Below are 23,749 nucleotides of genomic sequence, written 5' to 3' on the forward strand. Positions count from 1 at the left end.
AATGATCCGCGTCGCCCAGGTCGCGCCCACCATCTTTCCTGTCCCTCCTGCCGACCATGGCGGCACCGAGCGGGTCATTCACGATCTGTCGGTTGCGCTCAAGCGACAGGGAGTCAACGTAACGCTGCTTGCGCCTTCGGACAGTGCAGCGGATGTGGAATCTGTCGGCGACCTGCCGAGTCTCTCCTTTCTGGAGGCCAAATATGGCACGGTTCCCCCCTCGATTCCGGCCGTGCTGGAGGCTGCAAGGCTTGAAGATCTGCGGATTCGGCTGGACCGGTTCGATATCGTGCACTGTCACGGAGAATTTTTTCACGCGACCCTTCTGGGCGAGCGCCGCAAGCACAGCCTGACGACGATCCACTGGCGCGTGGACGAGCTCGACCGCGAACTTTTCTTCGCGCGTTTCCCCGACCTGCCGGTGGCCGCAATCTCGGCTTCTCAGGAGGGCGGCATTCCGCAATCCAACCGGGCCGGCATCGTCCATCACGGCATCGAGCGCGACCGCTATAGGTTTTCAGGCGAGACCGGCGGTTATCTCGCATTCGTCGGCCGCATGACCGACCAGAAGCGGCCCGACAAGGCGATCCGCGTGGCAAAGGCGGCGAACAGGCCGATCCGGCTGGCAGGCACGGTCGATGTCGGCAATCCGCGCTATTTCGACAGTGAAGTGCGGCCCCATCTGTCGGACACGGCGGTTTACGTCGGACCCCTGGGCGACCGCGACAAGGCCAGCCTCCTGTCGGGCGCCGACGCCCTGCTTTTCCCGATCGACTGGCCTGAGCCCTTCGGCCTCGTGATGATCGAGGCCATGGCCTGCGGCACACCGGTGATCGCGTGGCGCAAGGGCAGCGTGCCCGAAGTGGTCGAGGAGGGGCTGACGGGGTTCATCGTGGACACCGAAGAGGAAGCGGTCGCCGCCATCGGGCGCCTTCACACGCTCGACCGTGCGCGCATCCGCGCCCGCTTCGAGGAGCGCTTCACCTCGGATCGGATGGCGCAGGACTACATCGCGCTTTACCGCAAATTGCTGGGCCGCTGATGCGCACCGCCTTGCTGACATGGGACTACCCGCCGGCCCCCAGCGGCCTTTCGACCGCCGCGCGCGAGATCGCGGAAAGTCTGGTTGAGGCCGGGGCGGACGCCACCGTCTTCACGCTCGACCGCACGGGTCGGGAAACCCGCAACGGTGTGACGATCATCGGCTGCGCCATTCCCGATGGATCGAGCCTAGCCAGGCTGCGGCTTTATGGCGGCATCGGCCATTGGGCAGCGCCCATCGCCTTTCGCCGCGCGGTTCTCCTCGAGCACGGGAGAAATTCCTTCGATGTGCTGGAGGCCACCAACTGGTATGCCCCGGCAAGTCTGTTGGCAGGCCGCGCGCCGTTTCCCACCGTGACCCGCAATTCGACGCCCGCCGCCTTCTCGCGCGATCCGGCAAAGACCGCGCGCGACCGGTTCGATGCCTGGGCGGCCGACCGTCTCGAGCGGCAACAGGCAAGGCGCAGTGCCGCGCTGATCTCCAACACGGAAGATCACGGGCGGCGCATCACCGAGGAATATGGGTTGAAGGATGGCGCGAAGCCCCATGCGGTGATCGGCTTGAGCCTGTCGCCCGAAATGCTGGCGCGAGCCTCTGGCGCCACCTATCCGGCACAAGACACCGCACCCGTGCGCCTGCTTTTCGTGGGCCGTGCGGAGCACCGCAAGGGCTTCGACACGATCATGGAAGCCGTGGCGATCCTCGCGGCGGAGCATGCGCAGGGGGGCGTGCCCAATTTCGCGATCGATCTGGCCGGCGTTCCGGCGCAGGATTTGCCGCAGGGCCTGTCCGATGCCGCGCGTCAGCATCTCAACCCGCTCGGCCGCATCAGTGACGAGGCCTTGGCGCATGCCTATGCGGCAGCGCATGCGATCCTTGCGCCTTCGCGCTATGAAAGCTTCGGCCTCGTTTACCAGGAAGGCATCGCCTATGGGCGACCGATGATCGCCTCGAACGAGGATGCCAGCGCACGTGAATTCGTGGGCAAGACGGGTGCCGGGCGCATGGCCGCAAGCAACACCGGTGCAGCACTTGCGGAGGCCATTCGTCCGATCCTGCAGGATGCGGGCATGCGGGAAGCTTTGCGTGCCAAAGCTCTCGAAGCGGCCGGGCGCTTCAACCGCGCAACGCTTGGGCAGGAAACCCTGGCGCTCTACGAGGAGGCCCTGAAAGCGGCTCAGTCGCGGTAGGGCTCGAGCAGCGCCTGTTCCTCCTCCAACCGGCCTTGTCCCGGCGACAGGGCCTCGTAGCGCTTGGAGCGCGCCAGAACATGGGCGCGTTCGAGATGGTGGAGGATGGCCCCGTTGAGCGCAAGCAGGCTTTGCTGCCACGGGCGTTCGGGCCGCTCGTGGACGACACCACCGAAGCGGATGTCGCGCCGGTTCAGCCGGTATTGCGTGTCCGGATAAACGGCCGAAAGCACGCCATCGACAAGGTTGCGCCGAGGCAGGCCGACCGAGACCACGCCCTGCCGCTCGGCCAGTGCCACGAGCTGTGAAAGGCTTCGGCCGGTCTCCGCCGACAGCGTTTCGTCGGCATCGAGCTGGAGCATCCAAGAGGCACTGCTCAGATCCTGAAGCGTGTTGCGCTGACCGGCGAAATCGCCTGCCAACGGACGGGCTGCAATGCGAACCGTCATGGCACCGAAATCCAGCCTGTCGTCGGGCAGGGTGGGCGGCGCATCGCTATCCACCAGCACGATCAGTTCGCGAGCCCAGATCTGATGCACAAAGCTTTGCCGAAGAACTTGTGGCACTTCGCCTGCGCGGCAGATCACGCCGAGCGAGACAGCGGCCGGTTCCTTGCCCGCGAGGTCGGATATCCGTGCCCTTGCGGCAATCGAGGCGTGAGGTCCACTCAGCGCATTCCGTTGCAGTGCGTCCAAGGGCTCGACCACCTTGCCGAATAGCGTCGCCGCGCTGCGCAGGCTGTAAATGTCGAGCCCGTATCCGGCCTCGTCGTCGGAGGTGAATTCCCGCTTTTCCAGCCGTTCCTGCAGAGCCTGCCGGTAGGCGTCGCCTTGCGCAGGGTCGTCCACCAGCGTGCCGCATGAAGCGCAGGCGAGGCGAAAGCTGCGCTTGCGGCCGGATGAAAAACTCAGGTGTCGGTCCGTTTCTTGCCACATCAGGGCAGAACAGACAAAACAGCGCGTACTCACGCCTTTACCACCGAAACCAGAGGGTGAACCACCAGTCGTCCCTCTGCTTCGCGTGCCTCGAACCAGCGCCGTTCCTCCGCCCATGAATGCCCATCCCAGCCTTCGAAACCGAAGCCGTGAATGTCGATAGTGGTGTCCATCGGTAGTTGGCTGAGCAGAGAGAGCGTTACGAGATATCCGGTGCTCGGAACGGGATCGGGCCGCGCGTCGGTCGCCAGAAGCCGCTTGGCCTCACGGTGAAGCGCATCGGGCAGCACTGTCACTGCCACACCGAGCGGCGCGAGTTTTGCTCGCGCTTCATGCGTCCAATCCCGTCCGTCCCTGCCCTGGCTTTCCACCGGTTCGGTCTTGGGCGCGAAGGGGAAGATGATCGCCTGCGCCTGCCGCACCACTGGACGCTCGATGAAGCCTGGATCCCCCAGCCATTCTTCCATCTGGCCGCCATGGTTGACCAGGGCCAGATGCGTGACCCGCTTGCCTGACCATGCGCCGAAGCCGGGCGCATTGTTGAATCGCACGACCCAGTCGGCTCGGTCGATTTGCTCGACAGGATGTTGCAAGCCCGGCGCATTGCCGATGATCGCAACGGAAAGCGGATGTTCGAGTCTCAACTTGCTCAAGCCAAATCTTGCTGAAAACTTAATTTATAAAGCCGCGATTAACATATGATGTTTTCTGCTTCTTGAGTCCCGGGAGCGTGCTTTCGTTCCCTCGGAATCGAGGAAAATATTTTGCATTCCTGCGGCTAGACTCTTTCGTGCCCCGCTTCATCTTCGCCTGATACCATGCGTTCTTGCAGGAAGGCACGCGCTTGAAGAAGCCGATTTCGTTTTTCGTCCATCATCAGGGCCGCGGCCATGCCAACCGCACCATGGCGCTGATTGCCGAATTCGCGAAGGATCGGCCTGTGTCCGTTTTGACGGCCGGCCCTCAGCTCTTCGAGGGTTTCAACCGCGACATCGAGATCGTACCGCTTCCCAACATGATCGGCGCGGGCGTACCCACCGAACGCCTTTACGCTGAACCGACCCCCCAAGTCATGCATTGCGTGCCGCTGGGCCTGAGCGAAATGCGCCGCACGATGCGTCTGATCCTCGATCACCTCGACGATCGGCAAAGCGGCATGTTCGTGGTCGATGTGTCGGCCGAGATCGGCCTTCTGTCGCGCGTTGCGAGCGTGCCATCGATCCAGATCCGCATGCATGGCGATCGGGCCGATATCGGCCATGTCGGTGCCTATGAAGCGGCTGTCGGCATGCTCGCGCCCTTCGACGAGCGCATGGAGCAGGACGACTATCCCGCTTACCTGCGTGCCAAGACCTTCTATACCGGCGGCCTCTGCACCACGCGGTCCGACGTGCCGCCCAAGGACGAGGCGCGCCGCCGGCTGGGTCTCGACCCGCTGCGCGAGGTGGTGGTCGTCGTCACCGGCGGCGGTGGCGCCGGCACGCCCTATGCACCCCTGACGGTGGCGGCGCGCGCGGCGCCCGAAGCGCTTTGGCTCGCCATCGGTCCGACGCACCGCGAGGGCCACGAAACGGATTTCGCCAATCTGCGTGAGCTGGGCTGGGTCGATAATGTCACCGACTATCTCGCCGCCGCCGATATCGTGGTGGCGTCGGCCGGCGACAACACGGTGCACGAGATCGCGCGCATCGGCCAGAAGCTCGTGATCATGCCCGAATGGCGCTATTTCGGGGAACAGGTTCGCAAGGCGCAGGCACTGGTGCGTCTGGGTGCCGCCGTCAGCGCGCCGAACTGGCCGAGCGATCTCGCATCCTGGCAGCAGGTTCTAACCCAGGCCCGCGCACTCGACACCAAGGCCATCCGCGCGATCTATGCGCCGGAAGCTGCCGCGCGCGGGGCCGAATGGCTCGAAACGCTGACGGATGAACTCTGGGCGGGTGCGAGCAACATACAGCTTCTGAAAGCTGTGGGCTGAGCTGTGGGCTGACCGGCACGCCAGTGCTCACGCTCGTCTGCGTTCTGAAGAGCGGCGGCCGCTACGATGCTGCCTGGGTCTCACGCCTTGCCTATGGCGCGCGTCGTTTCGTGCCTGAGCTCGCACGCGTCGTCTGTTTGTCCGACTGCGATCTTCAGGTGGATGGTGTGGAGCGCATCCCGCTCTGCCACGATTGGCCCGCCTGGTGGGCGAAGATGGAAGCCTTTCGGGCCGGCCTCTTTTCCGGCACCGTCGTGCTGTGTGATCTCGACACTGTGTTCACCGGCGATGCGTCCGCTCTCGCCGAGCCGGGCCTCGCCGCCATGGAGGATTATTTCCTTCATGGCAGGCTTTCCAGCGCGCTGATGCGCTGGAGCGGTGATGAGCTCGCCTTTCTCTACGAGACCTTTGCCGCCGATCCTGAGCGCTGGATGGCTCCAGGCTCATGCGGCACTGTTCCCAACTCGGTCCATGGCGATCAGGTCGTGATCGACCATTTGCTGCGCCGGGCCGGTCGCATGCCGCGTTTCCTTCAGGAGGTTTCGCCCGGCCTGCTCGATTTCTACGATTCCGGAAAGCAGGATCAGGGCCCGATCGTGATCTTCATCGGCGACTCCAAGCCCGACAAGGCCGCCGAACCTATCCGCTCGCTTTGGCTGGGCGCGGCTTTGTCCAGCAGTCCTCTGCCTTTGTCTCATTGAAGGGCTGGCTGGACGGGTGAAACAGGTGCGCGCGACTTTGGCTGCTCGCGGGCATGTTCAGACACAAATCGTGAAGCGACATGGCCGTTGCCGCTGAACCAAGCCTCACGACACTGGTTGCCTTCTCATCGAGACCACAAGGACGATGAACCATGGCGACCACTATCAGCGACAAGCAGGGCCGGACCCATCTTGCTCCCGAAAGCGAGAACCTGCGCAACAGCGGAACCAGAAAGCTGGTGGCGCGGCCCGGTGAGCCCCTGCACACGACGAGCTGGTTCGACGGCACGTCCTCGGATGAGCGCGACAGCGTCAATCACCTGATGGAGCCCGTGATCAAGAACGAGACCCACCAGTATGATGGCGTGAACCCTTCCGGCAGCTTCGCGACCGAGAGCAACCCCAAGCCCGAAGTGGTGGAAGGCGATCCGACCGAGGCCACGCCGCAGCAATCCAGACGGCCACTCTAGCGGGAAACGAACACCATGAGCATTCTCGGCATGATCAAGCGGCTGGTCGGTAACCGGGAGGCTGAAACCTCCACTGCCTCACCCAGACCCGACAGCGGCGCGAGCAAGGTGCCAGCCAGCGGCGATCCGAGCAAGCCTGCCTATGAAGGCAGGGCAAAAAGGGAACTGAACCCACCGATCCGGGAAGCTCCGAAGCCGGGCCTCGGTGGCGGAGGCGCACCCTGACGGGCCGGCATCGGCAACACGTTGAAGATGTCTCACGCCTCGGATCGCGGAACGACGCGCGCATAGCAAGTTCAGGCTCGATTATGAAGGGAGGCGAAAGCGTCGATCCCGTTGCTGCGAGATGAGTGAGGTGCTGGCTCATTTCCGACGACACTGCAAGGTCGTGCGAGCCGGAGATAATGGAGACGGAAATCGCGCGGCTCATTGGAGCGGCTAGAGTCCGGCTATCGGTCCTGCGACGGAGAACGGTGGCTTCATCAAGGCGCGGGTGATGATCTTGCTTCGCGCATACTCGATTTCCTCCAGAAGCGGCATATAGACGGTGCGCGCGCCTTGGGCATCGCATGACGAGAAGAGGCCGACGGGGCAAATGCGGTGATCCACCCAGCCTTCGGTGTCGAGAACCGGATAAAGACAGATGCCTTCGACGGGCACGCCCGCGGAACGGGCCGCGATCACTTCGCCCACCACGTAATGCAGCCAGGCGGGACGGGCCGAGCCTTCCGCGCCGGTTTCGGTGATCAGGATCGGCCGCCCGTAACGCGCGAAGACTTCGGCCAGGATCGCCGCCAGCGGCCGGTAGGCGTGATGACCCATCGGGATCGTGCTGCCGCCGAGATACCACTGGTTGTGCGGATAAAAATTGACGCCGACCACATCCAGGCAATCCGGCCGCCCGCCCAGTTCGGGTGCCTGGGTGCCGGCGATCATGTCCAGGGCCTCGAATTGCGAAACGCGGTAGGCCTCGGCCGACTTGCGGACCTTTCGCGAGCCTGCGCCCCCATCCACATGGATCGCGGGCTCCGCATGAAGGATCCGCGCACGGGGCGTCTCCTGCCGGACGGCATCGATTGCCGCCAGCGAGGCGCGCACCAGCTGGCGCTTGAGTTCCTGCCCGCGGCCACGCGCGTTGGGGTTCATCGCAGCCTGGTTTCCGCCCGCCCATGACCAGAAGGAGATCTCGTTCACGGGACAGAAAATCGGCGGCTCGCCGGTTTCCTGCTCGACGAGACGCGCGGCTTGCCCTGCGAAGCGCGCGAAGCGCTGCACGAATTCGGGACGCCAGATGTCGATATCGTCGGGCCAGCCATAATGGCAAAGATCCCAGGCGACCCGCACCCCGCTCTGATGCGCGGCACGCAGAAGCGGCAGAAAGCTCGACCAATCATAGACGCCCGGCCGCTGTTCGATCAGATACCAGCGCAATCCGTCACGCGCGCCCTTGAGCCCCAAGCCGGACAAGGCAGCGTAGTCCTGCGCGGCATGTTGCTCGTGGCCCGACGAGCGCGTGAGATCGAGGCGCTTGTTGTCGTGCCGACGCTGCGTCGAACACTCGAACCCGCCCAGAAAGAAACTGTCGAACACAGGATCAAGCCTCGGCGCGCGTCAGCACCATCGTGACCGGTGCTTTCACCGATGGCGACAGGGACGCGTCGATCTTCGCGAACGTGCTCAGCGCCTGGGCCACCACCTGATCCCTGTTGTCGTAGCGGTAGGTCGCCAGACGACCGACGAACCAGATAGCCGAAAGCCTGGAAGGCAACATCGGCACGATGACCGGCACGCCTTCCTTCGACACCTTCGCCGACGGATGGAAAACCCCGTTCTCCATGAAGGCCGGCTCGTCCCGGAAGATCACCTCATGGCTGCGCCGGGCGCGGGCGAGCGGGTGTTGCGGGCGTCGATAAACGAAGTTCCAGCGGAGACGGGAGGAAACGAGAATTGTCGATCGATGATGCGCGATGCAGTCAGCCGGTGCTGTGGAGGCATTCACCTTTACGGCTCCTGCATGAGGACAAAAGTCGCCCATGCCAAGCTGCATTGAATGTATCCAGATGCGAAACAGCAATTGTTAGAGAATAAATAAATACCGAATACTGATAAATGTTGTGTCGGAATTCTCTGTTTCAGAAATGAAATCGTCCGGTCGATGATCGGAGGAGGAATTGATGCAACGAAGAGGATTGCTGCTCGGCGGTCTTGCCGCCACCACCTTTGCTGCAACGAGCCGCGCCAGTGCTTCGATTGTCGGCGTGCCGCCCACTGACGCGCATCTCACCATCCTCAAGGGAATTCGCCAGACGCTTGCGTAACGCAAGTCGCCGAGAGGTTGCGCTCGTCGGTTGGGGTACTCTCGCTCTGCCGACTGCCGGCATTCGGCCGGCCATGATTGCAAGTCCCATCACTGTCGAACCCCGAGAAATGGATTGGTGAGCATGACGCCCCTGACACATCTGCTCGATTTCATCGATCGGCCCGATCCAGACCGGATCGCACAGGCACGCCGCATGGCGGTACGGATGACGGCCGGCATGCCGGACATCGAGGCATCGGCGGTGATCCATCGTGATCTGGTTCAATGTCTCGATGCCGTGGTCGAAGCCTATGGCGACGAAAAGAAGCTTCTCGCGCTCTACGGGGCGCAGGAGCGCGCTTGGACCAGCGTCGTGCAGGCGGAACTGCTTGCGCAGTCGGGCAATCGCTAGGCGACTCACCTCCGCACAAGCCAAAACGCTGGAGAGCTTGGATCTGGTCAGAAGGGTTGACGGGTCGGGCTTGATTTCTGCGCCGCCTCGTCACTCGTTATGCGGCGTCGCATGTCCTCCCTTGCGGAGAAACTCGCGATCGATGGCCGCAAGAAGCGCTTCGCCCTTTTCTCCCGCCTGAAGCCGGATCAACGCATCGATCTTCGCTTCCATGCGATCGTCGTTTTCCTTGGAAGACGGTGAGCCGACATAAAGAAAATAGGCAAGACCCACCACCTGCCAGAGCAGTTGGAGGAACTCGGACTGCCAGTTCTCGAATGTATCCCGCCCCATGATGACGAGATAATCCGACACTTGCGGCGTTTGCGCGTGTTCAGCTGCCTCGTTCACATAAGCATACCAGCCGAAAAGCCAGTGCAGACCGAGACTGACGGCGAAGAACAAGATGGTCAGCCATGCATAGGCATAGCGGTGCCAGACATTGTAACTCGGCATGGTCGGCGGCTTTCGTGCTATGAGTTCCTGTCGCCAGGCGGCGAACCACCGAAAGCTCCCGCCTACTCGCTCAAAAACGTCTTACAGGCGCTCGCTCCGGCACTGTCATTGACATTTGTTGCGTTCGAAGCGCGGCTTCGGCCATGGCTCCGGAAGAAAAAGCCAGCTCGGCATAGTGACGCCGGGTAGCCAAACGGTTGGGGGTGACCTCGAAAAGAAGAAACGAGGTCTCACGCCGAGCCTGGCTTGCTTACTCGTTTTCCTTTTTTTTCAACCAAAGGCCCGCATAGGTCAGCGTGGCGGAATAAACCGGCCTTCCCGCCTCGTCCTTCACCAGAACGGTAAACGCCTGCCGGTCGCCGTCATTGGGAATCTCATCCTTGGCGATCGCCGGCAGCGCCTTCATCGCTTCAGCTCGCACCTGTTCGGGCGTACCGCATTCGAGGCCTCGATCGTCCTCGACGTGCACGCCGTTTTCGAATGTGTCGAAGAAATACATTGCCATGCATCGTCGCTAGCGCCGATCGGGAAGCGATGCATTTAACTTTGCGAGGACGCGACGTTTCTGTCCGCTTCGCTGTAAAGCGACAAGACGGCCATTCCCATCTTGGGGGTTTCCTTGGGTGATGACCGCGCCAGATAAGACTCGCCGCTGCCCGACCCGACGTCTTCGAGGCAAGGCGGATGCGGCTGACCTGTTTCCGGGAACCATCAAACTAACCTTTGCGAGGGCCGGCAGCCCAGGCGCACGCTATGGTTGACTGTTGAAGGGTTGAAAGGCCGAAGCCCATGTCTCGAACCGATCCCATTTCGGAAACCCGCCCTCGCGAACCTCATTTGCGAGAAAGGTCTACCTGGTTCCTTTTCACCGTCGCGGCGATCATCGGCATCATCGGGCTGGGCCTGATCGGCGCCGGCTTCTATCTCGTTTCGCTGGGCGGCTCCTGGTATTATGCGATCACCGGCATCGGCATGGTGGCGACCGCATTCCTTCTTTTCCGCCGCTCCCCGTTCGCGCTCATTCTCTATGCAGCGATCATTCTCGGCACGCTGATCTGGGCGGTGGTCGAGATCGGCTTTGACTGGTGGAAGCTCGTGCCACGGGGCGACATCGTCTTCATTCTCGGCATCCTGCTGCTTCTGCCTTGGGTCACCACCCGCCTCGGACGCGACCGGACGGAGCGTCCACTGCTCTTCTGGCGTGGGGCAGCGCTCCCACTCGCGCTTTCGCTGGTGATTGCGGCCGTGGTCGGGGTGTTTTCGATCACCCGCGATCACGATCAGCACGGTAGCCTCCCCGAAGAGGCGCGAGCGCAAGTTCCGCAGGCTTATGCCGGCGTGCCGGACAAGGACTGGACGGCTTATGGCCGCTCGGGGCGTGGCGACAAGTGGTCGCCGTTGAAGCAGATCAATGCCGGCAACGTCTCGCAGCTGGACGTCGCATGGCAGATCCAGACCGGCGACGTGAAACGCGAGGGCGATCCCAACGAGACGACCTATGAAGTCACCCCGCTGAAAGTAGGCGACACCCTCTATCTCTGCACACCGCACAACATCGTACTCGCGCTCGACGCCGAAACGGGCAAGGAGCGCTGGCGCTTCGACCCCAAGATCACCGTCTCGCCCCGTCTGCAGCACCTGACCTGCCGGGGCGTTTCCTATCACGACGCGAATGCGCAAGGGGCTGTGCGGGCAGCGAACAACGAGTGCCCGCAGCGCATCTTCATGGCCACCAACGACACGCGCCTTTTCGCGCTCGACGCGCACACCGGCCAGCCTTGCCCCGGTTTCGGCGAGAACGGCCAGGTCAATATGTGGCGTGGCATGCCGGCGCAGCAGGAGGGTTGGTACCAGTTCACCTCGGCCCCGCTCGTCACGCGGGGACTCGTGGTGCTGGCAGGCGCCGTCTATGACAATGCGGCGGTGAGCATGCCGTCGGGCGTGATCCGCGCCTTCGATGCGGCAACCGGTCAGCTGGTCTGGAACTTCGACCCCGGCAATCCTGAAAACACCGCGCCGATCGGCCCCGACCAGCATTATTCCTGGTCCTCGCCCAACAGCTGGAGCACGTCCAGCGTCGATGAGGAGCTTGGCCTCATCTATGTGCCGATGGGCATGGGGGCCATCGACCAGTGGGGTGCGAACCGCCCTGAAACCACCGAGCGCTTCGCGACGTCCATTCTGGCTCTCGAAGTGGCGACAGGCCGCGTACGCTGGGTCTACCAGACCGTGCACCACGATCTGTGGGACATGGACGTGCCATCGCAGCCGGTACTGGTAGACCTTTCCATGCCGAGCGGCCCGGTGCCGGCGCTCGTGCAATCCACCAAGACGGGCAACATCTTCGTGCTCGACCGCCGCACCGGCGCGCCAATCCATCCCGTGACGGAAAAGCCCGTGCCGGGCGGCGCGGTGGAAGGGGACTGGACGGCTCCGACCCAGCCCTTCTCGTCGGTCAGCCTGATGCCCGAGCCGCCGATCATGGAGGCCGACATGTGGGGCGCCACCATGTTCGACCAGCTCGCCTGCCGCATCAAGTTCAAGAGCCTGCGTTATGAAGGACCGTTCACGCCCCCGTCCACGCAAGGCACCATCGTTTATCCCGGCAATTTCGGCGTGACCGACTGGGGCGGGCTGGCGGTGGACCCCGTGCGTCAGGTCGCCTTCGTCAATCCGGACTACATGGCCTTTGTCGATCAGTTGGTGCCGCAGGAGGTCAAGCCGCAGGGAAATGGTGCCCAGGCCACAGCGCAGCCCGAAGGCAAGGGGCCGGCGGGTGGCTCCGACGTGCAGGGATCGGACGAGCATGGGCTCAATCCCAATGCCGGCGCGCCCTATGCGGTGGCGCTCAACCCGTTCCTGTCGCCCGTCGGCCTGCCGTGTCAGTCGCCGCCCTGGGGCTATGTGGCGGGCGTCGATCTGGTTTCGGGCAAGGTCGTCTACAAGCGCAAGAACGGCACCACGCGCGACGAGACGCCGGTGATCCCGCTTCCCTTCAAGATGGGCGTGCCATCGCTGGGCGGACCTATGGTGACGGCCGGCAATCTCGGCTTCCTCACCGCGACCCTCGACTACTACATTCGCGGCTACAACCTTTCGACGGGCGAGCAGCTTTGGGAGGCCCGCCTGCCGGCCGGCGCGCAGGCGACACCGATGACCTACTGGTCGGACGCGTCGAACCGGCAATTCGTGGTGGCGGTCGCCGGCGGCCATGGCTCGCTCGGCACCGATCTCGGCGACCACGTGATCGCTTATGCCCTGCCGAAGGGAAGTGCTGCGGCGGGCACGCAGCCGTAAGGCGCGCCAAAAAGAAGCCCGTCCGATCGCAATGATCGGACGGGCCAGGTGCGCGACGCAACAAGGGAGGAGACTGCGTCGCGGAACCAATGATCGCGGGATTACTCCGACACGCTCGGTGGCGTCGGCATTTTCGGCGTGCCATAGGTGCGCGGATCGACCGGGCCGAGTTCGCCCTCCTCGTCGCTGAGCGGCTGCGGGTTGGCGAGGTACTCGAACTCGCCCATGCCGTCCGGCGTCGGCCCCTGCGCCCAGCGGCCCTGTCGGCTTTCCTCGCCTTCCGAACAGTTCCAGAACTGGTAGGCGACACGTCTGTCCTCGCGCTCGAGCGGGAAGTTCGCGGGCACGGGCGTGCCGTCCAGCCCGTCGGCTTCCACTTCCTCGATAGCCGCCAGCCACTGGTTCTGGTGCATGGTGTCTCGCGCCAGCATGAAGCCCAGCATGTCGCGCACGCCGCTGTCGCTCGTCAGGTTGTAGAGCCGCGCAACCTGCAGCCGGCCCTGGCTTTCGGCCGCGACGTTGAAGCGGAAGTCGGCCAGGAGATTGCCGCTGGCGATGGTGTATTTCGAGTTCCACGGCACACCCATGCTATCGATGGGCATCGCGCCGGAGCCCGAAACGATCGCGTGCTGCGGGTTCATGCCTGCCAGCAGCACGTCCTCGATGCGCGAGCCGCCCATCACAGAGCCCACGATCGAGTCCTTGGCGGCATCCTCCTGCGCTTCGACAGGCGAGGTTTCGAGCAAGCGCGCGATCATGGTGGCGAGCATCTCGACATGGGCGATCTCCTCGGTGCCGATGTCGAGGATCATGTCGCGGTATTTCTGCGGGGCACGGCAGTTCCAGCCCTGGAAGAGGTAGGTCATCATGACGCTGATCTCACCCCATTGCCCGCCCAGCGCCTCCTGCAACTGCCGGGCGAAAATCGGGTCGGGCCGTTCAGGGCGGGCGTTGTACTGATATTTGGCGGTGCGAAAGAACATAGGGTTGATCCTTTTCGTGATGGGATTCGAAGCCACGCATGAAAGGGCAGCCCGACGCATTCCGCGCTGGGAGGCCAAGGCCGTTCAGGCTTGCGGAGCGCGCTTCATTCGGGATCGTCGGAGCCATCATGGGAGTAGGCGATCAGCAGTTCGAGCGCGGCGATCGTCTCTCTCGTCCGTGCGACAAGCGAGCTGTAGCTTTGCAGCGGCGGTTCACCGAGATCGTAGTGGCGCGCCGCTCGCTCGCCCATCTGGAGACGATCAAGGTCGGCTCTCAGCCTTGCGATCTCGTATCGGTGTCTTGAATGGTGAACTGTTCTGCTCGTTTCCATGGAACAGACTTCCGGTTGGGTGGAAATGCCCCTTCTCGGGCATGAGAGCTGGAGAAGGGGCAAAGGTGCTTTAAAGGGAGGACGGCCGGCCTGCTCAGGACTGTCCGCCTTTTCGGCCGGCCTCCGAGGCGCGTTCAGGGTCATTGGCGAAGTTGCCGCCCGACTGCTGGCCACCCTTGCGTCCGGCTTCCGCAGCGCGTTCAGGATCGTTGGCGAAATTTCCACCCGACTGCTGTCCGCCTTTGTGACCAGCCTCGGATGCGCGTTGCGGATCGTTAGCGAAGTTGCCGCCTGAAGCCTGGCCGCCCTTGGACGCGATCTCGCGCTGTTTGTCCTCGTCCATGGAGGCGAAGCCACGATTGGACGTTCCTTGATTGTTGGCCATGGTGAGCCCTTTCTCGGTTACCGCGACCTTGCTGTCGCGCGAGGAAAAAGAGGGCTTGTTACGGTTGTTCCCAACAATTAATCAAACAAAGGACGGGAATGAAAAATTCTATAATTCACTTCATGGACTTAGACTGTAGAAATTTTTCTTATTCAAATATTTGACAAATGTTGTTGCGGCGCAGCGGGGATCGGTGTGCGGCTTGGGCGCCAGCGACAATCCGAGGACAGCATCATGCAACTGCCGGCCGGCTCCGAGATCATCATCGCTTTCATCATCTTGGTTGTCGTGATCGTAGGAAGCCTCGGCTATCTGGCTTCTTGATCGGCCGGCCGGATGGGGCGCGATCCGGCCCGAGTTCTGCGCGTAAAAGGCAGTGCTCGAACATCACCGAGTAAGCGATCGCCTGTCGGCAGACATCCAGCGTGAAGTTGGCGCCGAATGTCGGGCCGCCGAACGGGCAGCAGTCTTCGTCGTCGCTCTCGTCACGTCGGCTCTATGCCGGATGCACCATCAATTCGCGAATGCGCGCCGTGAGCGCATCGACTGCGAACGGCTTGGTGAGCACCTGCATGCCCGGCTGAAGATCGCCGTCGCCGATCGCCGCGCTCTCGGCATAGCCGGTGATGAACAGTGTCTTCAGGCTTGGCCGCATCTCCCGCCCGGCATCCGCCATCTGGCGGCCGTTCATGCCGCCTGGCAGGCCGACATCCGTGCCGAGAAGGTCGACCCTTGCGTCCGATCCCAGCACCTTGAGACCGGCCGCACCATTGCCGGCCTCGATCACGAGATAGCCGAGGTCTTTGAGAACATCCGTCACGAGCATGCGCACGGTCGGCTCGTCATCGACGACGAGCACCGTCTCTCCGGCCTGCCGGCTGACGAAGAATTTTCGCTCGCCACATCCTCTTCCAGGGCGACATCGCCTTCGAAGCGGGGAAGATAAAGCGTCACCGTCGTGCCGAGCCCGACCTGCGAGTGGATGCGCACCTGACCGCCCGACTGCTGGGCAAACCCGTAGATCATCGAAAGGCCGAGGCCGGTTCCCTGTCCGATCGGCTTGGTCGTGTAGAAGGGTTCGAAGACGCGCGATCACCTCGGGCGGCATGCCGGTGCCGGTGTCGGAAATGCTCAGCGAAAGGTAGTGGCCTTGAGGCATGTCATAGGCTTGCGCGGCCTGGAGATCGAGCGAACGGTTCGTTGCCTTGATCGTGATGCGTCCACCTTCCGGCATCGCATCGCGCGCGTTGATGCAAAGGTTGAGAAGCGCGTTTTCGAGCTGGCTCGGATCGACGCGTGCCGACCATAGATCGGCAGCCGCCGCCGTTTCCACCGCGATGCCGGGGCCGACGGTGCGCTGAATGAGATCCACCATTCCTTCCACCAGCGTTTCGACCTTTGTCGGCCGCGGGTCGAGTGTCTGGCGTCGCGAAAAGGCAAGCAGCCGGTGGGTGAGGGAGGCGGCCCGCTTCGCAGCATCTTGTGCGGCGGCGATATATTTGTCGATATCGGTCAGGCGGCCCTGCGCTATCCGCAAACCCATCAGTTCCAGCGACCCCGAAATGCCCGCCAGCAGGTTGTTGAAGTCGTGGGCGAGGCCACCCGTGAGCTGGCCCACCGCCTCCATCTTCTGCGAATGCCGCCTCGATCGTGTCCAGAATGGTTTGAAAGCGTTCTTGCGCTTCCCGCAGGGCGCTGCCCGCGAGGTGTTCCTCCGTACGGTTCCGTAGGATCTTGACGAAGCCGATATGCGTGTCGCCGCCGTCGAAGAGCGGCATCAACTCGCCCGAGGCCCAGAAGCGCTGGCCCCCTTTGCGAAGATGCCACCGCTCGTCCGACGCGCGCCCTTCGGCAACCGCTTGCCGCATTTCCTGTTCGATGCGGCCGTCGGCCCGGTCTTCGGGCGTGAGAAAGCGCTCCCTTCCTTGGCCAAGCATTTCCGCAGCCGTCCATTCCAGCACGTGCTCCGCGCCGGAATTCCAGTCGGTGACGTTCCCGCGCGATCGGTGACGATGATGGCGAATTCGCCCACGCTTTCGAAGATCGCCCGCTGGCGGGCTTCGCTGCTGGCGAGGGCCGCCTGGCTGCGCCGGAGTTGAGCAACCAGATCCTGCGAGGATGTCAGGTCGGCTACCGCGCCGGCCGTCTGTCTTTCGTAAGCGCGACCTGCTTCCCTGGCATCGGCATAGGCCTTGTCGGTCCGCTGATTGGCCTCGCGCGTTTCGACGCGGCTGGCTGCCAGATCGGAGCGATGCTGATTGCCGATGCGGCGCGCGTCGATCCCGGCTTCCTCCAGCGCTGCGCGCAGACGCGCGTTCTCCGCCAGCAATTCGTCTCTGGTCATGGTGTTCTGGACCACCGCGTTCTCGCGCTGTTCATTCTCGGCGGGCAGGCGTCTAAGCTGCTGCCATCGCCGAACACAATGAAATTCAGATGATTAGGCGCATCATGAGCGCTTGCCGCCCGACCGGCAGCGAGACCGAGGATAGACAAACGTGGAAGCCGGCGCTGGCTTCCGACGCTCCGCTTCAGCAACCGATGGGCTTGGTGCGTTTGCGCTGGGAGTGTCGTGCTCGCTCTTGCCCGGACCGCACCTCAGCTCGTGACGTCTGCCACCATGCGTTCCATCTCGGCGATCACCTTGTCACGTCGATAGGGCTTGGGGAAGAACACGGCGCGGTCGGGAAGCTTGAGGCTTCGGCCCCACATTTTCCCCGATGTGATGATGATCTCGATCGGGGGCCAGCGGTCACGGATGGTCGCGGCAAGCCTCATGCCGTCGATCCCATGGGGCATGTCGATGTCGGTGAACACCACACGGATATCGAGGCGCGTCTCCAAGACTTGGATGGCTTCTGCCGCGCTGTACGCCTCGACAGCCTCGAAGCCTGCATCTTCGACCATGTCGACGGCCATCATGCGCTGGATGGGTTCGTCTTCCACAACAAGAACCGCCTTGCGGGCCGGGGGAGCGCTCTGAGCCATGACGCGCTCAAGCCGACTGCATCTGTGACAGCGGGGCTGTCATGTGAGCTTCGAATCCGGCCGGATCGAAACGGAGATCGACATCACCCCCGCCGATCAGTCCGGACCGGATCATGCGCGAGCCGAAACCCCGTCCGTTCGGCTGGCGCACCTCGGGCCCGCCACGCTCGACCCAGTGGAAGTTCAGAGTGCTGTCGGCAACTGACCAATAGGCCGTGACGCGACCATCATCGTTACTCAAGGCGCCGTACTTCATGGCATTCGTCGCCAGTTCATGAACAAGCAGAGCCAGTGAAAGCGCAGCCCGCGAACCGAGTTCCACGATCGGGCCATCAATTGTTACCCGGCTCTCCTGACCAAGCGCGCTGATGGCATTTCTGACCACGGTCGCCATGGACGCCGCAGACCAGTTGCGTTGAAGCAGGATGTCATGGGCGGAACTCAGCGCATGCAGCCGCCTTTCGAATGCCTCGACCGGTTCGCGCTCGGCGATTCCGCGAAGGGTCTGGTTCGCGACCGCCTGAACCAGAGCCAGGCTGTTCTTCAGGCGATGGCTGATCTCGCTGTTGAGGACGTGCTGTTGCGCCTGCATCTGGAGTTTCGAGATCGCAGCTTGCGTGCGGTCGCCGACTGCCTCGATAAAGGCCAGTTCCTCTCGCGTGAACTCCCGCACGGCACGGTCATGGACGAGAACCAAGCCCACGATCCGGCCGCGCTCGGTGATCGGAAGATTGACGAGACTGCGGATGTCGAGCTGCCTGAGTGCGGCGGCACCCGGCATGGTGCGGGGGTCGTTCTCGATGTCGGGAATGATGACGTTGCGGCCGGCCTTCAGGTCGTCGATGTAGGAGCCGAAGTCTCGAAACGAGTGGAAGCCCGCGACGCTGGCCACGCCCGGCGCGCACAGATCGGGCAGAACGCGAACCGTCTCGACTTCAGCGTCGACGAGGCCAAAGCCGGCCCTGGTGCTGTGAAGGGCCCGTGCCATCGCTTCGGAAGCCGCCACGCCCGCCGCCTCGATGGTCTCGGCATCGCGCAGGCGGTCGCCGAGCTCGATCAGCGCGTCGCGCTTTCTTTGCGCCTCGATGCGGGCGGTGACTTCGAGAAACAGGACTGTGAACGTGTTCGGGCCGATAGGCTGCGCGATGCCGTCATACCAGCGGCCCAGCGAGCCGACCTGCCGGGTGAAACGGACCGGCTGCCCCGTTGTCACCACATCGCCGAATTCCGACACCCACTCGTCCTCGATGCCGGGAAAGGTTTCGCGTATGGTGCGGCCAACGACATCCTCGGCCGCCACGCCGGTCAGATCGCTCCATGCGCGGTTCACGCGCTTGTAGCGCCAGTCGATTGCCTTTCCCGTTTCGTCGCGGATCACTTCGCCCTGGATGAAGCCTTCGCTCATCTTGTCGAACAGATGCTGCCACTCGGTGGCGGTCACCCGTGTCGCGATCTCGTCGGCCACGACATGCGCGATCTTCTGCAGGCGCGCCAGGTCGCGGTCGGACCAGTTGCGTGGCCGCCCGTCGATTGCGGCCAGCGCGCCGACCACCTCGCCGCTGGGGAGCGCCAAGGGCACGCCGAGATAGGCCTGCACATTGAGGTCGGCCACGGCAAGATTGCTGCGGACCAACTCGTTTTGGCGAGAGTCCGTCACCACCAGCGGACAACGCTGTGCGACCACGTGCTGGCAGAAGGAATGGGTAAGAGGGGTTTCGCCCTGCGTCGCCCAGGGCTCGGGGAGCCCGAGATGCGCGGCAAAGACCTGGCGGTCGGTATCGATCAACGAGACGAGCGCCACCGGCACATCGAGAACGTCGCGCACCAGCTCGATCTGATGCTCGAACTCGGTCTTCCCTTCTCCATGCATGATGCCGGCCGCGCGCAACGCCTCGATCCGCGCCGTTTCCAGCTCATTGGTCATGATCATGCAGCGCCCTCGGCCACCGGTGCTTCTTTGAGTCCCTTAATGGCTCCAACGCCGCTTAGCATGGACGCATGAGAAGGAGCGAGAGGGAGCGGGTCGGCCACAAATGTTAATTGCAGGACCGGGGCAAGGCCTCGGGCGCTCGTGACCAATGGACCGGCTGCACAACCCCGCTTCCGGTGATCCGCATCGCGATCTTGCAGCAAGCCGGGAGCCATCAGGGAGTTCTAAGCAAGAACGAAATCTGCAAACCAGTCGTCAAACTGACTGTTTTGTTCCGATCAGGCAGATGAAAATCGCTCTAGAATCAGTTGGCTGGGGAACCTGGATTCGAACCAGGACTAACGGAGTCAGAGTCCGTGGGTCTACCGTTAACCTATTCCCCAACGAGGCATGAAGCTCGACGTGCTTGGTGCCTAAGGCGGAGCCGCCAAACCTTGTAGGCTGTGGCGCTTCCGGGCGGCTACCTAGCATATTCGCGGCCAAGTGCAAGCGTCAACGTGAAGGGCATGAGCAGGTTCCGGCGTCGGGTTCGGGCGAGAGCGCTCGCCGTGCCTCTTGGTGCAAGGCGGCTCGCCTGCTAAGGTGTCGCCAACTGATGATGTTGCAGCGCCTGCAGCGTCCTTCTTGCTCGAAAAGTCGAGCACAAGGCTCGCGCGGCGCCGGAAGGAAAACGACGTGGGAGACCGCGAGCCCGGCCGCTTCAGGCCGGCAGCCGAGGGTCTGGAGTCCGACCCGCCTCTGAGCCGAGGCGGGTTTAGGCCGGGCCGGAAACACAGACGCGCCAAGCCCAAGCAAGCCGCACAGCGGCTTGCGCAAGCCCATGAGCCTGCGCCCGATGGAGCGCCGGGTTCCACGCCCACGCGCAAGCGCCGCAAAAGGCGGCGGGGGCGCAAAGCCTTCGTGCGCGTGCCGGGACTTGAGACCATCATCGCCATCAGTGCCGAAGAGGCCTTGGCGAAAGGTGCGGCGCCGCTTTTCGTCGTGCCGCCGGCCGTGACGGGTGCAGCACCTCTCGCCGCCGTTCTTGCCGCTGAGCCGACGCTACCGCCCCATCCGGACGTATCCGGCTTTGCGCGACGTCGGCACGACCTGCCGGTTTTCGCGGCGCTTGATCTCGGCACCAACAATTGCCGCTTGCTGGTGGCGGTGCCTGCCCGGCCCGGTCAGTTCCGGGTAGTGGATGCGTTCTCGCGCATCGTTCGGCTGGGCGAAGGTCTGGGCGCAACCGGTGCGCTCGGCGAGCGGGCCATGGACCGCGCGGTGGAAGCGCTTATCGTGTGCGGCGAGAAACTGCGCGCGCGGCCAATCTTGCGCACGCGGCTGATCGCGACCGAGGCCTGCCGGGCGGCGTCGAACGGCGAAGCATTCCTCGATCGCGTCGAGCGCGAGGCGGGCATCCGGCTCGAGATCATCTCGCGCGAGACCGAGGCGCGGCTGGCGGTTTCGGGCTGCGGCTCGCTGGTGGAGCAGGATGCCAAGGGCGTGGTCCTGTTCGACATCGGCGGCGGTTCGACCGAAATTGCGCTGGTCGATCTGTCGCGTTCGCGCGCCCCGCGTCTGGCCGATTCGATCAGCGCCTGGACTTCGTTGCCGATCGGCGTCGTGACGCTTGCCGAAAAATTCGGCGGCCGCGACGTGACGCCTGAAAGCTTCAAGGCGATGACCGCCCATGTGGCCGCCATGATCGAGCGATTCGAAGGGCGCGACCGCTTGGCCAAGCTCGCGGGCGATGATCGGCTGACGCTCCTGGGGACATCGGGCACCGTCACCACGCTGGCCGGCATCCATCTCGACCTGCCGCGCTATGACCGCCGTCGCGTGGATGGGCTCTGGATGGAGTCGGACGAAGTGGATCGCATGACGGCAAAACTGCTCGGCTGGGATTTCGACAGGCGCGTGGCCAACCCCTGCATCGGGCCCGACCGTGCCGATCTGGTGCTGGCGGGTTGTGCCATCCTCGAAGCCATCCGCGCGGAATGGCCGACCAAGCGGCTGCGGGTCGCCGACCGGGGGTTGCGTGAGGGCATGTTGAGCGAACTGATGTCGGAAGCGGGCGTGTGGCGGAACCACCATCGTCGCCCGCGGGCGCACGCCTGATGGCCAAGCCTCCTGCGAAGCGCCCCGGGGCCAACAAGTCTAGCGCCAGCAAGACAATGCCCGGCCAGACGCGTGTCCTGCGCACCAAGGTCACCAAGAAGAGCGGCTTGAAGGAATCCTCGCGCCGCTGGCTCGAGCGGCACCTGAACGACCCTTACGTGCAGCGCTCAAAAGCCGAAGGCTTCCGCTCGCGCGCAGCCTTCAAGCTGATCGAGATCGATGATCGCTACAAGCTCCTGAAGCCCGGCCAGCGGGTGATCGATCTGGGCTGCGCGCCCGGCGGCTGGTGCCAGGTCGCGGTGGCGCGCACGAAATCGCCGGAGGACGCCCCGCGCGTCGTCGGCATCGACTATCTCGGCATGGATGCGGTGCCGGGCGCGCAGGTGCTCATGATGGATTTCCTCGACGACGACGCGCCGGCGAAGCTGCTGGAAGCACTCGGCGGCGAGGCGCCTGACCTGGTGCTGTCGGACATGGCGGCTCCCACCACGGGCCACCGCCAGACGGATCATATCCGCACCATGCATCTGTGCGAGGTCGCAGCGGATTTCGCGATGGAAGTCCTGCGGCCCGGTGGGCATTTTCTGGCGAAGACGTTTCAGGGCGGCACGGAAAACGAGCTTCTGGCACAGCTCAAGCGGGCCTTCACGTCCGTGCATCATGTGAAGCCGCCGGCCTCGCGCGACGAGTCGGCCGAGCTTTACCTTCTGGCGCGCTCCTTCAAGGGCAAGCCGGTTTAAACCGCCGCCTGCACCCGCGCATTGCCATCTGCGATGCGACCCTTGTGCCCGGACACGTTCTGCCCGGCATCGGGCGGCATGAAGAAGAACGGCAGGGCTGCGGTCGCGGTGATGGCTGACACCAGAAGAAACGCCACGAAGAACGAATGAAGGTTGATGGGCTCCCCCGTCAACAGCGTCATGCCCTCGAGAATGCCGCCTGCGACCGCCACGCCGAGCGCGATCGAGACCTGCTGGAACGAGGCCGAAAGCGCTGTTGCCTGGCTCGCGTCGCGCTCGCCGATATCGGCGAAGACGAGGGCATTGGCCGAAGTGAAGAAGAGCGAGCGGAAGAAGCCCGAAAAGAACAGCACGCCCATCATCAGGTAGATTGGGGTTTCGGGCGAGAAGAAGCCGCAGGCTGCGACGAAGGCTGCACCGATCACTGAGGCCAAGACCAGCACCGTTCGGAAGCCGAACGTGCGAAGCGCGCGGCGCGCCACGAACTTCATGGTGATGGCACCCATCGCCGACACGAAGGTGATCGAGCCCGATTGGAAGGGTGTGAGTCCGAAGCCGAGCTGAAGCAGCAGCGGCAAAAGGAAGGGCGTCGCGCCATTGCCGATGCGGAAAAGCACGCCGCCATTGATTGCGGCGCGGAAGGTCTGGTTGCGGAAAAGCGACAGGTCGAGAAGCGGGTTCGCACGGCCCCTCGCATGGCGGATATAGGCCCAAGCCGACACGACACCGACGGCAAGCGTGAGGAGGCCGATCGCGGGTGGCAGGGCAGGCAGGCTCACCACCGACAGGCCGAAAACGATGCCGGACGCCGCAAGCGCCGAAAGCACGAAGCCGGTCCAGTCCACGCTGCCATTGCTGACCGGCGGCGTGTCGGGCAGGAAACGACCCGACAGCGCGATGCCCAGGATTCCGATCGGCACGTTGATCAGGAAGATCCAGTGCCATGACACGAAGGTGGTGATGAAGCCGCCGACCGGAGGCCCGAGCATCGGGCCGATCAGGCCGGGAATGGTGAGCCAGGCCATGGCGGACACCAGTTCGCGCTTGTCGGTGGAGCGTACGAGCAGAAGGCGCGCGACAGGCGTCATCATCGCCCCGCCCGCGCCCTGGATCACGCGTGCCACCACGATGAAGCCGAGCGAATTGGCGAGGGCACAGAGTATGGAGCCCACCACGAACACGCCGATGGCGATGCGAAACACTTTCTTGGCGCCGAAACGGTCGGCCATCCAGCCGCTGATCGGGATGAACACCGCGAGGGCGACCAGATAGGCGGTCAGCGCGAGTTTGAGTGCGATCGGGCTCGTGCCGAGATCCTTCGCGATGGCGGGCAGCGCCGTCGCGATCACGGTTGAGTCCATGTTTTCCATGAAAAGGGCGACCGCGAGAATGAGCGGTGTGGTACGGTTCAAAAGCTTGGGCCTGAAAGCAAACAGATCGGAAGGCGGCTTAACAGCGATCGCCGTCTTTGGGTGGTTATA

23 protein-coding genes, 1 tRNA gene and 2 pseudogenes are annotated in these 23,749 nt (G+C 63.6%); 12 read left to right on the top strand and 14 right to left on the bottom strand.

Annotated elements, in window-relative coordinates; all coding sequences use genetic code 11:
- The first annotated feature begins 1 nt into the window (after position 1).
- Together NGM99_RS04470 and NGM99_RS04475 are read left to right on the top strand one after the other, a co-directional pair.
- Positions 2–1,042 carry a glycosyltransferase family 4 protein gene (locus NGM99_RS04470; protein WP_353937379.1) on the top strand — a complete coding sequence of 347 codons (1,041 nt, stop codon included), beginning with the start codon at positions 2–4 and terminating at the stop codon, positions 1,040–1,042.
- On the top strand, positions 1,042–2,232 hold the full coding sequence (locus NGM99_RS04475) for a glycosyltransferase family 4 protein (RefSeq protein WP_252816397.1): 1,191 nt from the start codon (positions 1,042–1,044) through the stop codon (positions 2,230–2,232). The genes NGM99_RS04470 and NGM99_RS04475 overlap by 1 nt, the downstream gene beginning before the upstream one ends.
- Here the strand turns inward: NGM99_RS04475 and NGM99_RS04480 are convergent.
- Positions 2,220–3,167 carry a glycosyltransferase family protein gene (locus NGM99_RS04480; RefSeq protein WP_252816399.1) on the bottom strand — a complete coding sequence of 316 codons (948 nt, stop codon included), beginning with the start codon at positions 3,165–3,167 and terminating at the stop codon, positions 2,220–2,222. The genes NGM99_RS04475 and NGM99_RS04480 overlap by 13 nt on opposite strands.
- A 29-nt stretch (positions 3,168–3,196) precedes the next feature.
- Positions 3,197–3,820 (bottom strand): glycosyltransferase family 29 protein, encoded by a 624-nt coding sequence (locus NGM99_RS04485; RefSeq protein WP_252816401.1) that lies wholly within the window; start codon positions 3,818–3,820, stop codon positions 3,197–3,199.
- A gap of 191 nt (positions 3,821–4,011) precedes the next feature.
- Between NGM99_RS04485 and NGM99_RS04490 the strand changes: the two genes are divergently transcribed.
- From NGM99_RS04490 to NGM99_RS04505, 4 genes are all read left to right on the top strand, one after another.
- On the top strand, positions 4,012–5,142 hold the full coding sequence (locus tag NGM99_RS04490) for a glycosyltransferase (protein WP_252816403.1): 1,131 nt from the start codon (positions 4,012–4,014) through the stop codon (positions 5,140–5,142).
- Between the two features lie 23 nt (positions 5,143–5,165).
- The gene (locus NGM99_RS04495) at positions 5,166–5,843 is read left to right on the top strand and encodes a hypothetical protein (RefSeq protein WP_252816405.1); all 678 of its coding nucleotides are present in this window, start codon (positions 5,166–5,168) and stop codon (positions 5,841–5,843) included.
- 152 nt (positions 5,844–5,995) lie between these two features.
- Positions 5,996–6,313, top strand: coding sequence for a hypothetical protein (locus NGM99_RS04500; protein ID WP_252816407.1), 318 nt, complete (start codon positions 5,996–5,998; stop codon positions 6,311–6,313).
- Positions 6,314–6,328: 15 nt separating this feature from the next.
- Positions 6,329–6,538, top strand: a complete 210-nt coding sequence (locus NGM99_RS04505; RefSeq protein WP_252816410.1) for a hypothetical protein — start codon at positions 6,329–6,331, stop codon at positions 6,536–6,538.
- Between the two features lie 213 nt (positions 6,539–6,751).
- Here the strand turns inward: NGM99_RS04505 and NGM99_RS04510 are convergent, their stop codons facing one another.
- Complete coding sequence (locus tag NGM99_RS04510; RefSeq protein WP_252816412.1) at positions 6,752–7,903, bottom strand: glycoside hydrolase family 113 protein; 1,152 nt, start codon at positions 7,901–7,903, stop codon at positions 6,752–6,754.
- Between the two features lie 4 nt (positions 7,904–7,907).
- A pseudogene (locus NGM99_RS04515) lies at positions 7,908–8,060 on the bottom strand (UDP-galactopyranose mutase); the annotation flags it as partial.
- Positions 8,061–8,487: 427 nt separating this feature from the next.
- Between NGM99_RS04515 and NGM99_RS04520 the strand changes: the two are divergent.
- On the top strand, positions 8,488–8,631 hold the full coding sequence (locus NGM99_RS04520) for a hypothetical protein (RefSeq protein WP_252816414.1): 144 nt from the start codon (positions 8,488–8,490) through the stop codon (positions 8,629–8,631).
- Between the two features lie 123 nt (positions 8,632–8,754).
- Entirely contained in the window at positions 8,755–9,024 is a 270-nt protein-coding gene (locus NGM99_RS04525; RefSeq protein WP_252816416.1) for a hypothetical protein, read from the top strand.
- Positions 9,025–9,114: 90 nt separating this feature from the next.
- Here the strand turns inward: NGM99_RS04525 and NGM99_RS04530 are convergent, their stop codons facing one another.
- A complete protein-coding gene (locus NGM99_RS04530; RefSeq protein WP_252816419.1) occupies positions 9,115–9,519 on the bottom strand; it encodes a DUF6766 family protein in 405 nt (134 codons plus the stop codon).
- A 250-nt stretch (positions 9,520–9,769) separates the two neighbouring features.
- Positions 9,770–10,024: a DUF6894 family protein gene (locus NGM99_RS04535; protein WP_252816422.1), complete on the bottom strand. Its 255-nt coding sequence runs from the start codon at positions 10,022–10,024 to the stop codon at positions 9,770–9,772.
- 332 nt (positions 10,025–10,356) lie between these two features.
- Here NGM99_RS04535 and NGM99_RS04540 point away from each other — a divergent pair, with 332 nt between their 5' ends.
- Entirely contained in the window at positions 10,357–12,816 is a 2,460-nt protein-coding gene (locus tag NGM99_RS04540) for a membrane-bound PQQ-dependent dehydrogenase, glucose/quinate/shikimate family (protein WP_252816423.1), read from the top strand.
- 101 nt (positions 12,817–12,917) lie between these two features.
- On the opposite strand, the gene NGM99_RS04545 is transcribed toward NGM99_RS04540, so the two are convergent.
- From NGM99_RS04545 to NGM99_RS21880, 4 genes and pseudogenes are all read right to left on the bottom strand, one after another.
- Positions 12,918–13,799, bottom strand: a complete 882-nt coding sequence (locus NGM99_RS04545; RefSeq protein ID WP_252816426.1) for a manganese catalase — start codon at positions 13,797–13,799, stop codon at positions 12,918–12,920.
- Positions 13,800–13,903: 104 nt separating this feature from the next.
- Positions 13,904–14,050, bottom strand: coding sequence for a hypothetical protein (locus tag NGM99_RS04550; RefSeq protein WP_252816427.1), 147 nt, complete (start codon positions 14,048–14,050; stop codon positions 13,904–13,906).
- 175 nt (positions 14,051–14,225) lie between these two features.
- Positions 14,226–14,516, bottom strand: coding sequence for a con-10 family general stress protein (locus tag NGM99_RS21690; protein ID WP_353937372.1), 291 nt, complete (start codon positions 14,514–14,516; stop codon positions 14,226–14,228).
- A 496-nt stretch (positions 14,517–15,012) separates the two neighbouring features.
- Positions 15,013–16,468 (bottom strand): annotated as a pseudogene (locus NGM99_RS21880) (ATP-binding protein); the annotation flags it as partial.
- 143 nt (positions 16,469–16,611) lie between these two features.
- On the opposite strand from NGM99_RS21880, the gene NGM99_RS04575 reads away from it, so the two are divergent.
- Positions 16,612–16,953, top strand: coding sequence for a hypothetical protein (locus tag NGM99_RS04575; protein ID WP_252816429.1), 342 nt, complete (start codon positions 16,612–16,614; stop codon positions 16,951–16,953).
- Between the two features lie 158 nt (positions 16,954–17,111).
- Here the strand turns inward: NGM99_RS04575 and NGM99_RS04580 are convergent, their stop codons facing one another.
- The 3 genes from NGM99_RS04580 to NGM99_RS04590 all read right to left on the bottom strand — a co-directional run bounded on the left by NGM99_RS04580 (position 17,112) and on the right by NGM99_RS04590 (position 19,814).
- Positions 17,112–17,501: a response regulator gene (locus tag NGM99_RS04580; protein WP_252816431.1), complete on the bottom strand. Its 390-nt coding sequence runs from the start codon at positions 17,499–17,501 to the stop codon at positions 17,112–17,114.
- Between the two features lie 7 nt (positions 17,502–17,508).
- Positions 17,509–19,431 (bottom strand): GAF domain-containing protein, encoded by a 1,923-nt coding sequence (locus tag NGM99_RS04585; RefSeq protein WP_252816434.1) that lies wholly within the window; start codon positions 19,429–19,431, stop codon positions 17,509–17,511.
- Between the two features lie 309 nt (positions 19,432–19,740).
- Positions 19,741–19,814, bottom strand: a tRNA-Gln gene (locus tag NGM99_RS04590).
- A gap of 292 nt (positions 19,815–20,106) precedes the next feature.
- On the opposite strand from NGM99_RS04590, the gene NGM99_RS04595 reads away from it, so the two are divergent.
- Both NGM99_RS04595 and NGM99_RS04600 read left to right on the top strand, forming a co-directional pair.
- Positions 20,107–21,528: a Ppx/GppA phosphatase family protein gene (locus tag NGM99_RS04595; protein WP_353937373.1), complete on the top strand. Its 1,422-nt coding sequence runs from the start codon at positions 20,107–20,109 to the stop codon at positions 21,526–21,528.
- Positions 21,528–22,268, top strand: a complete 741-nt coding sequence (locus NGM99_RS04600) for an RlmE family RNA methyltransferase (protein WP_252816438.1) — start codon at positions 21,528–21,530, stop codon at positions 22,266–22,268. The genes NGM99_RS04595 and NGM99_RS04600 overlap by 1 nt, the downstream gene beginning before the upstream one ends.
- On the opposite strand, the gene NGM99_RS04605 is transcribed toward NGM99_RS04600, so the two are convergent.
- The gene (locus NGM99_RS04605) at positions 22,265–23,680 is read right to left on the bottom strand and encodes an MFS transporter (RefSeq protein WP_252816440.1); all 1,416 of its coding nucleotides are present in this window, start codon (positions 23,678–23,680) and stop codon (positions 22,265–22,267) included. The genes NGM99_RS04600 and NGM99_RS04605 overlap by 4 nt on opposite strands.
- Positions 23,681–23,749: the final 69 nt, after the last annotated feature.

The sequence above is a fragment of the Mesorhizobium liriopis genome (assembly GCF_024053505.1).
Taxonomy (GTDB): domain Bacteria; phylum Pseudomonadota; class Alphaproteobacteria; order Rhizobiales; family Rhizobiaceae; genus Mesorhizobium_B; species Mesorhizobium_B liriopis.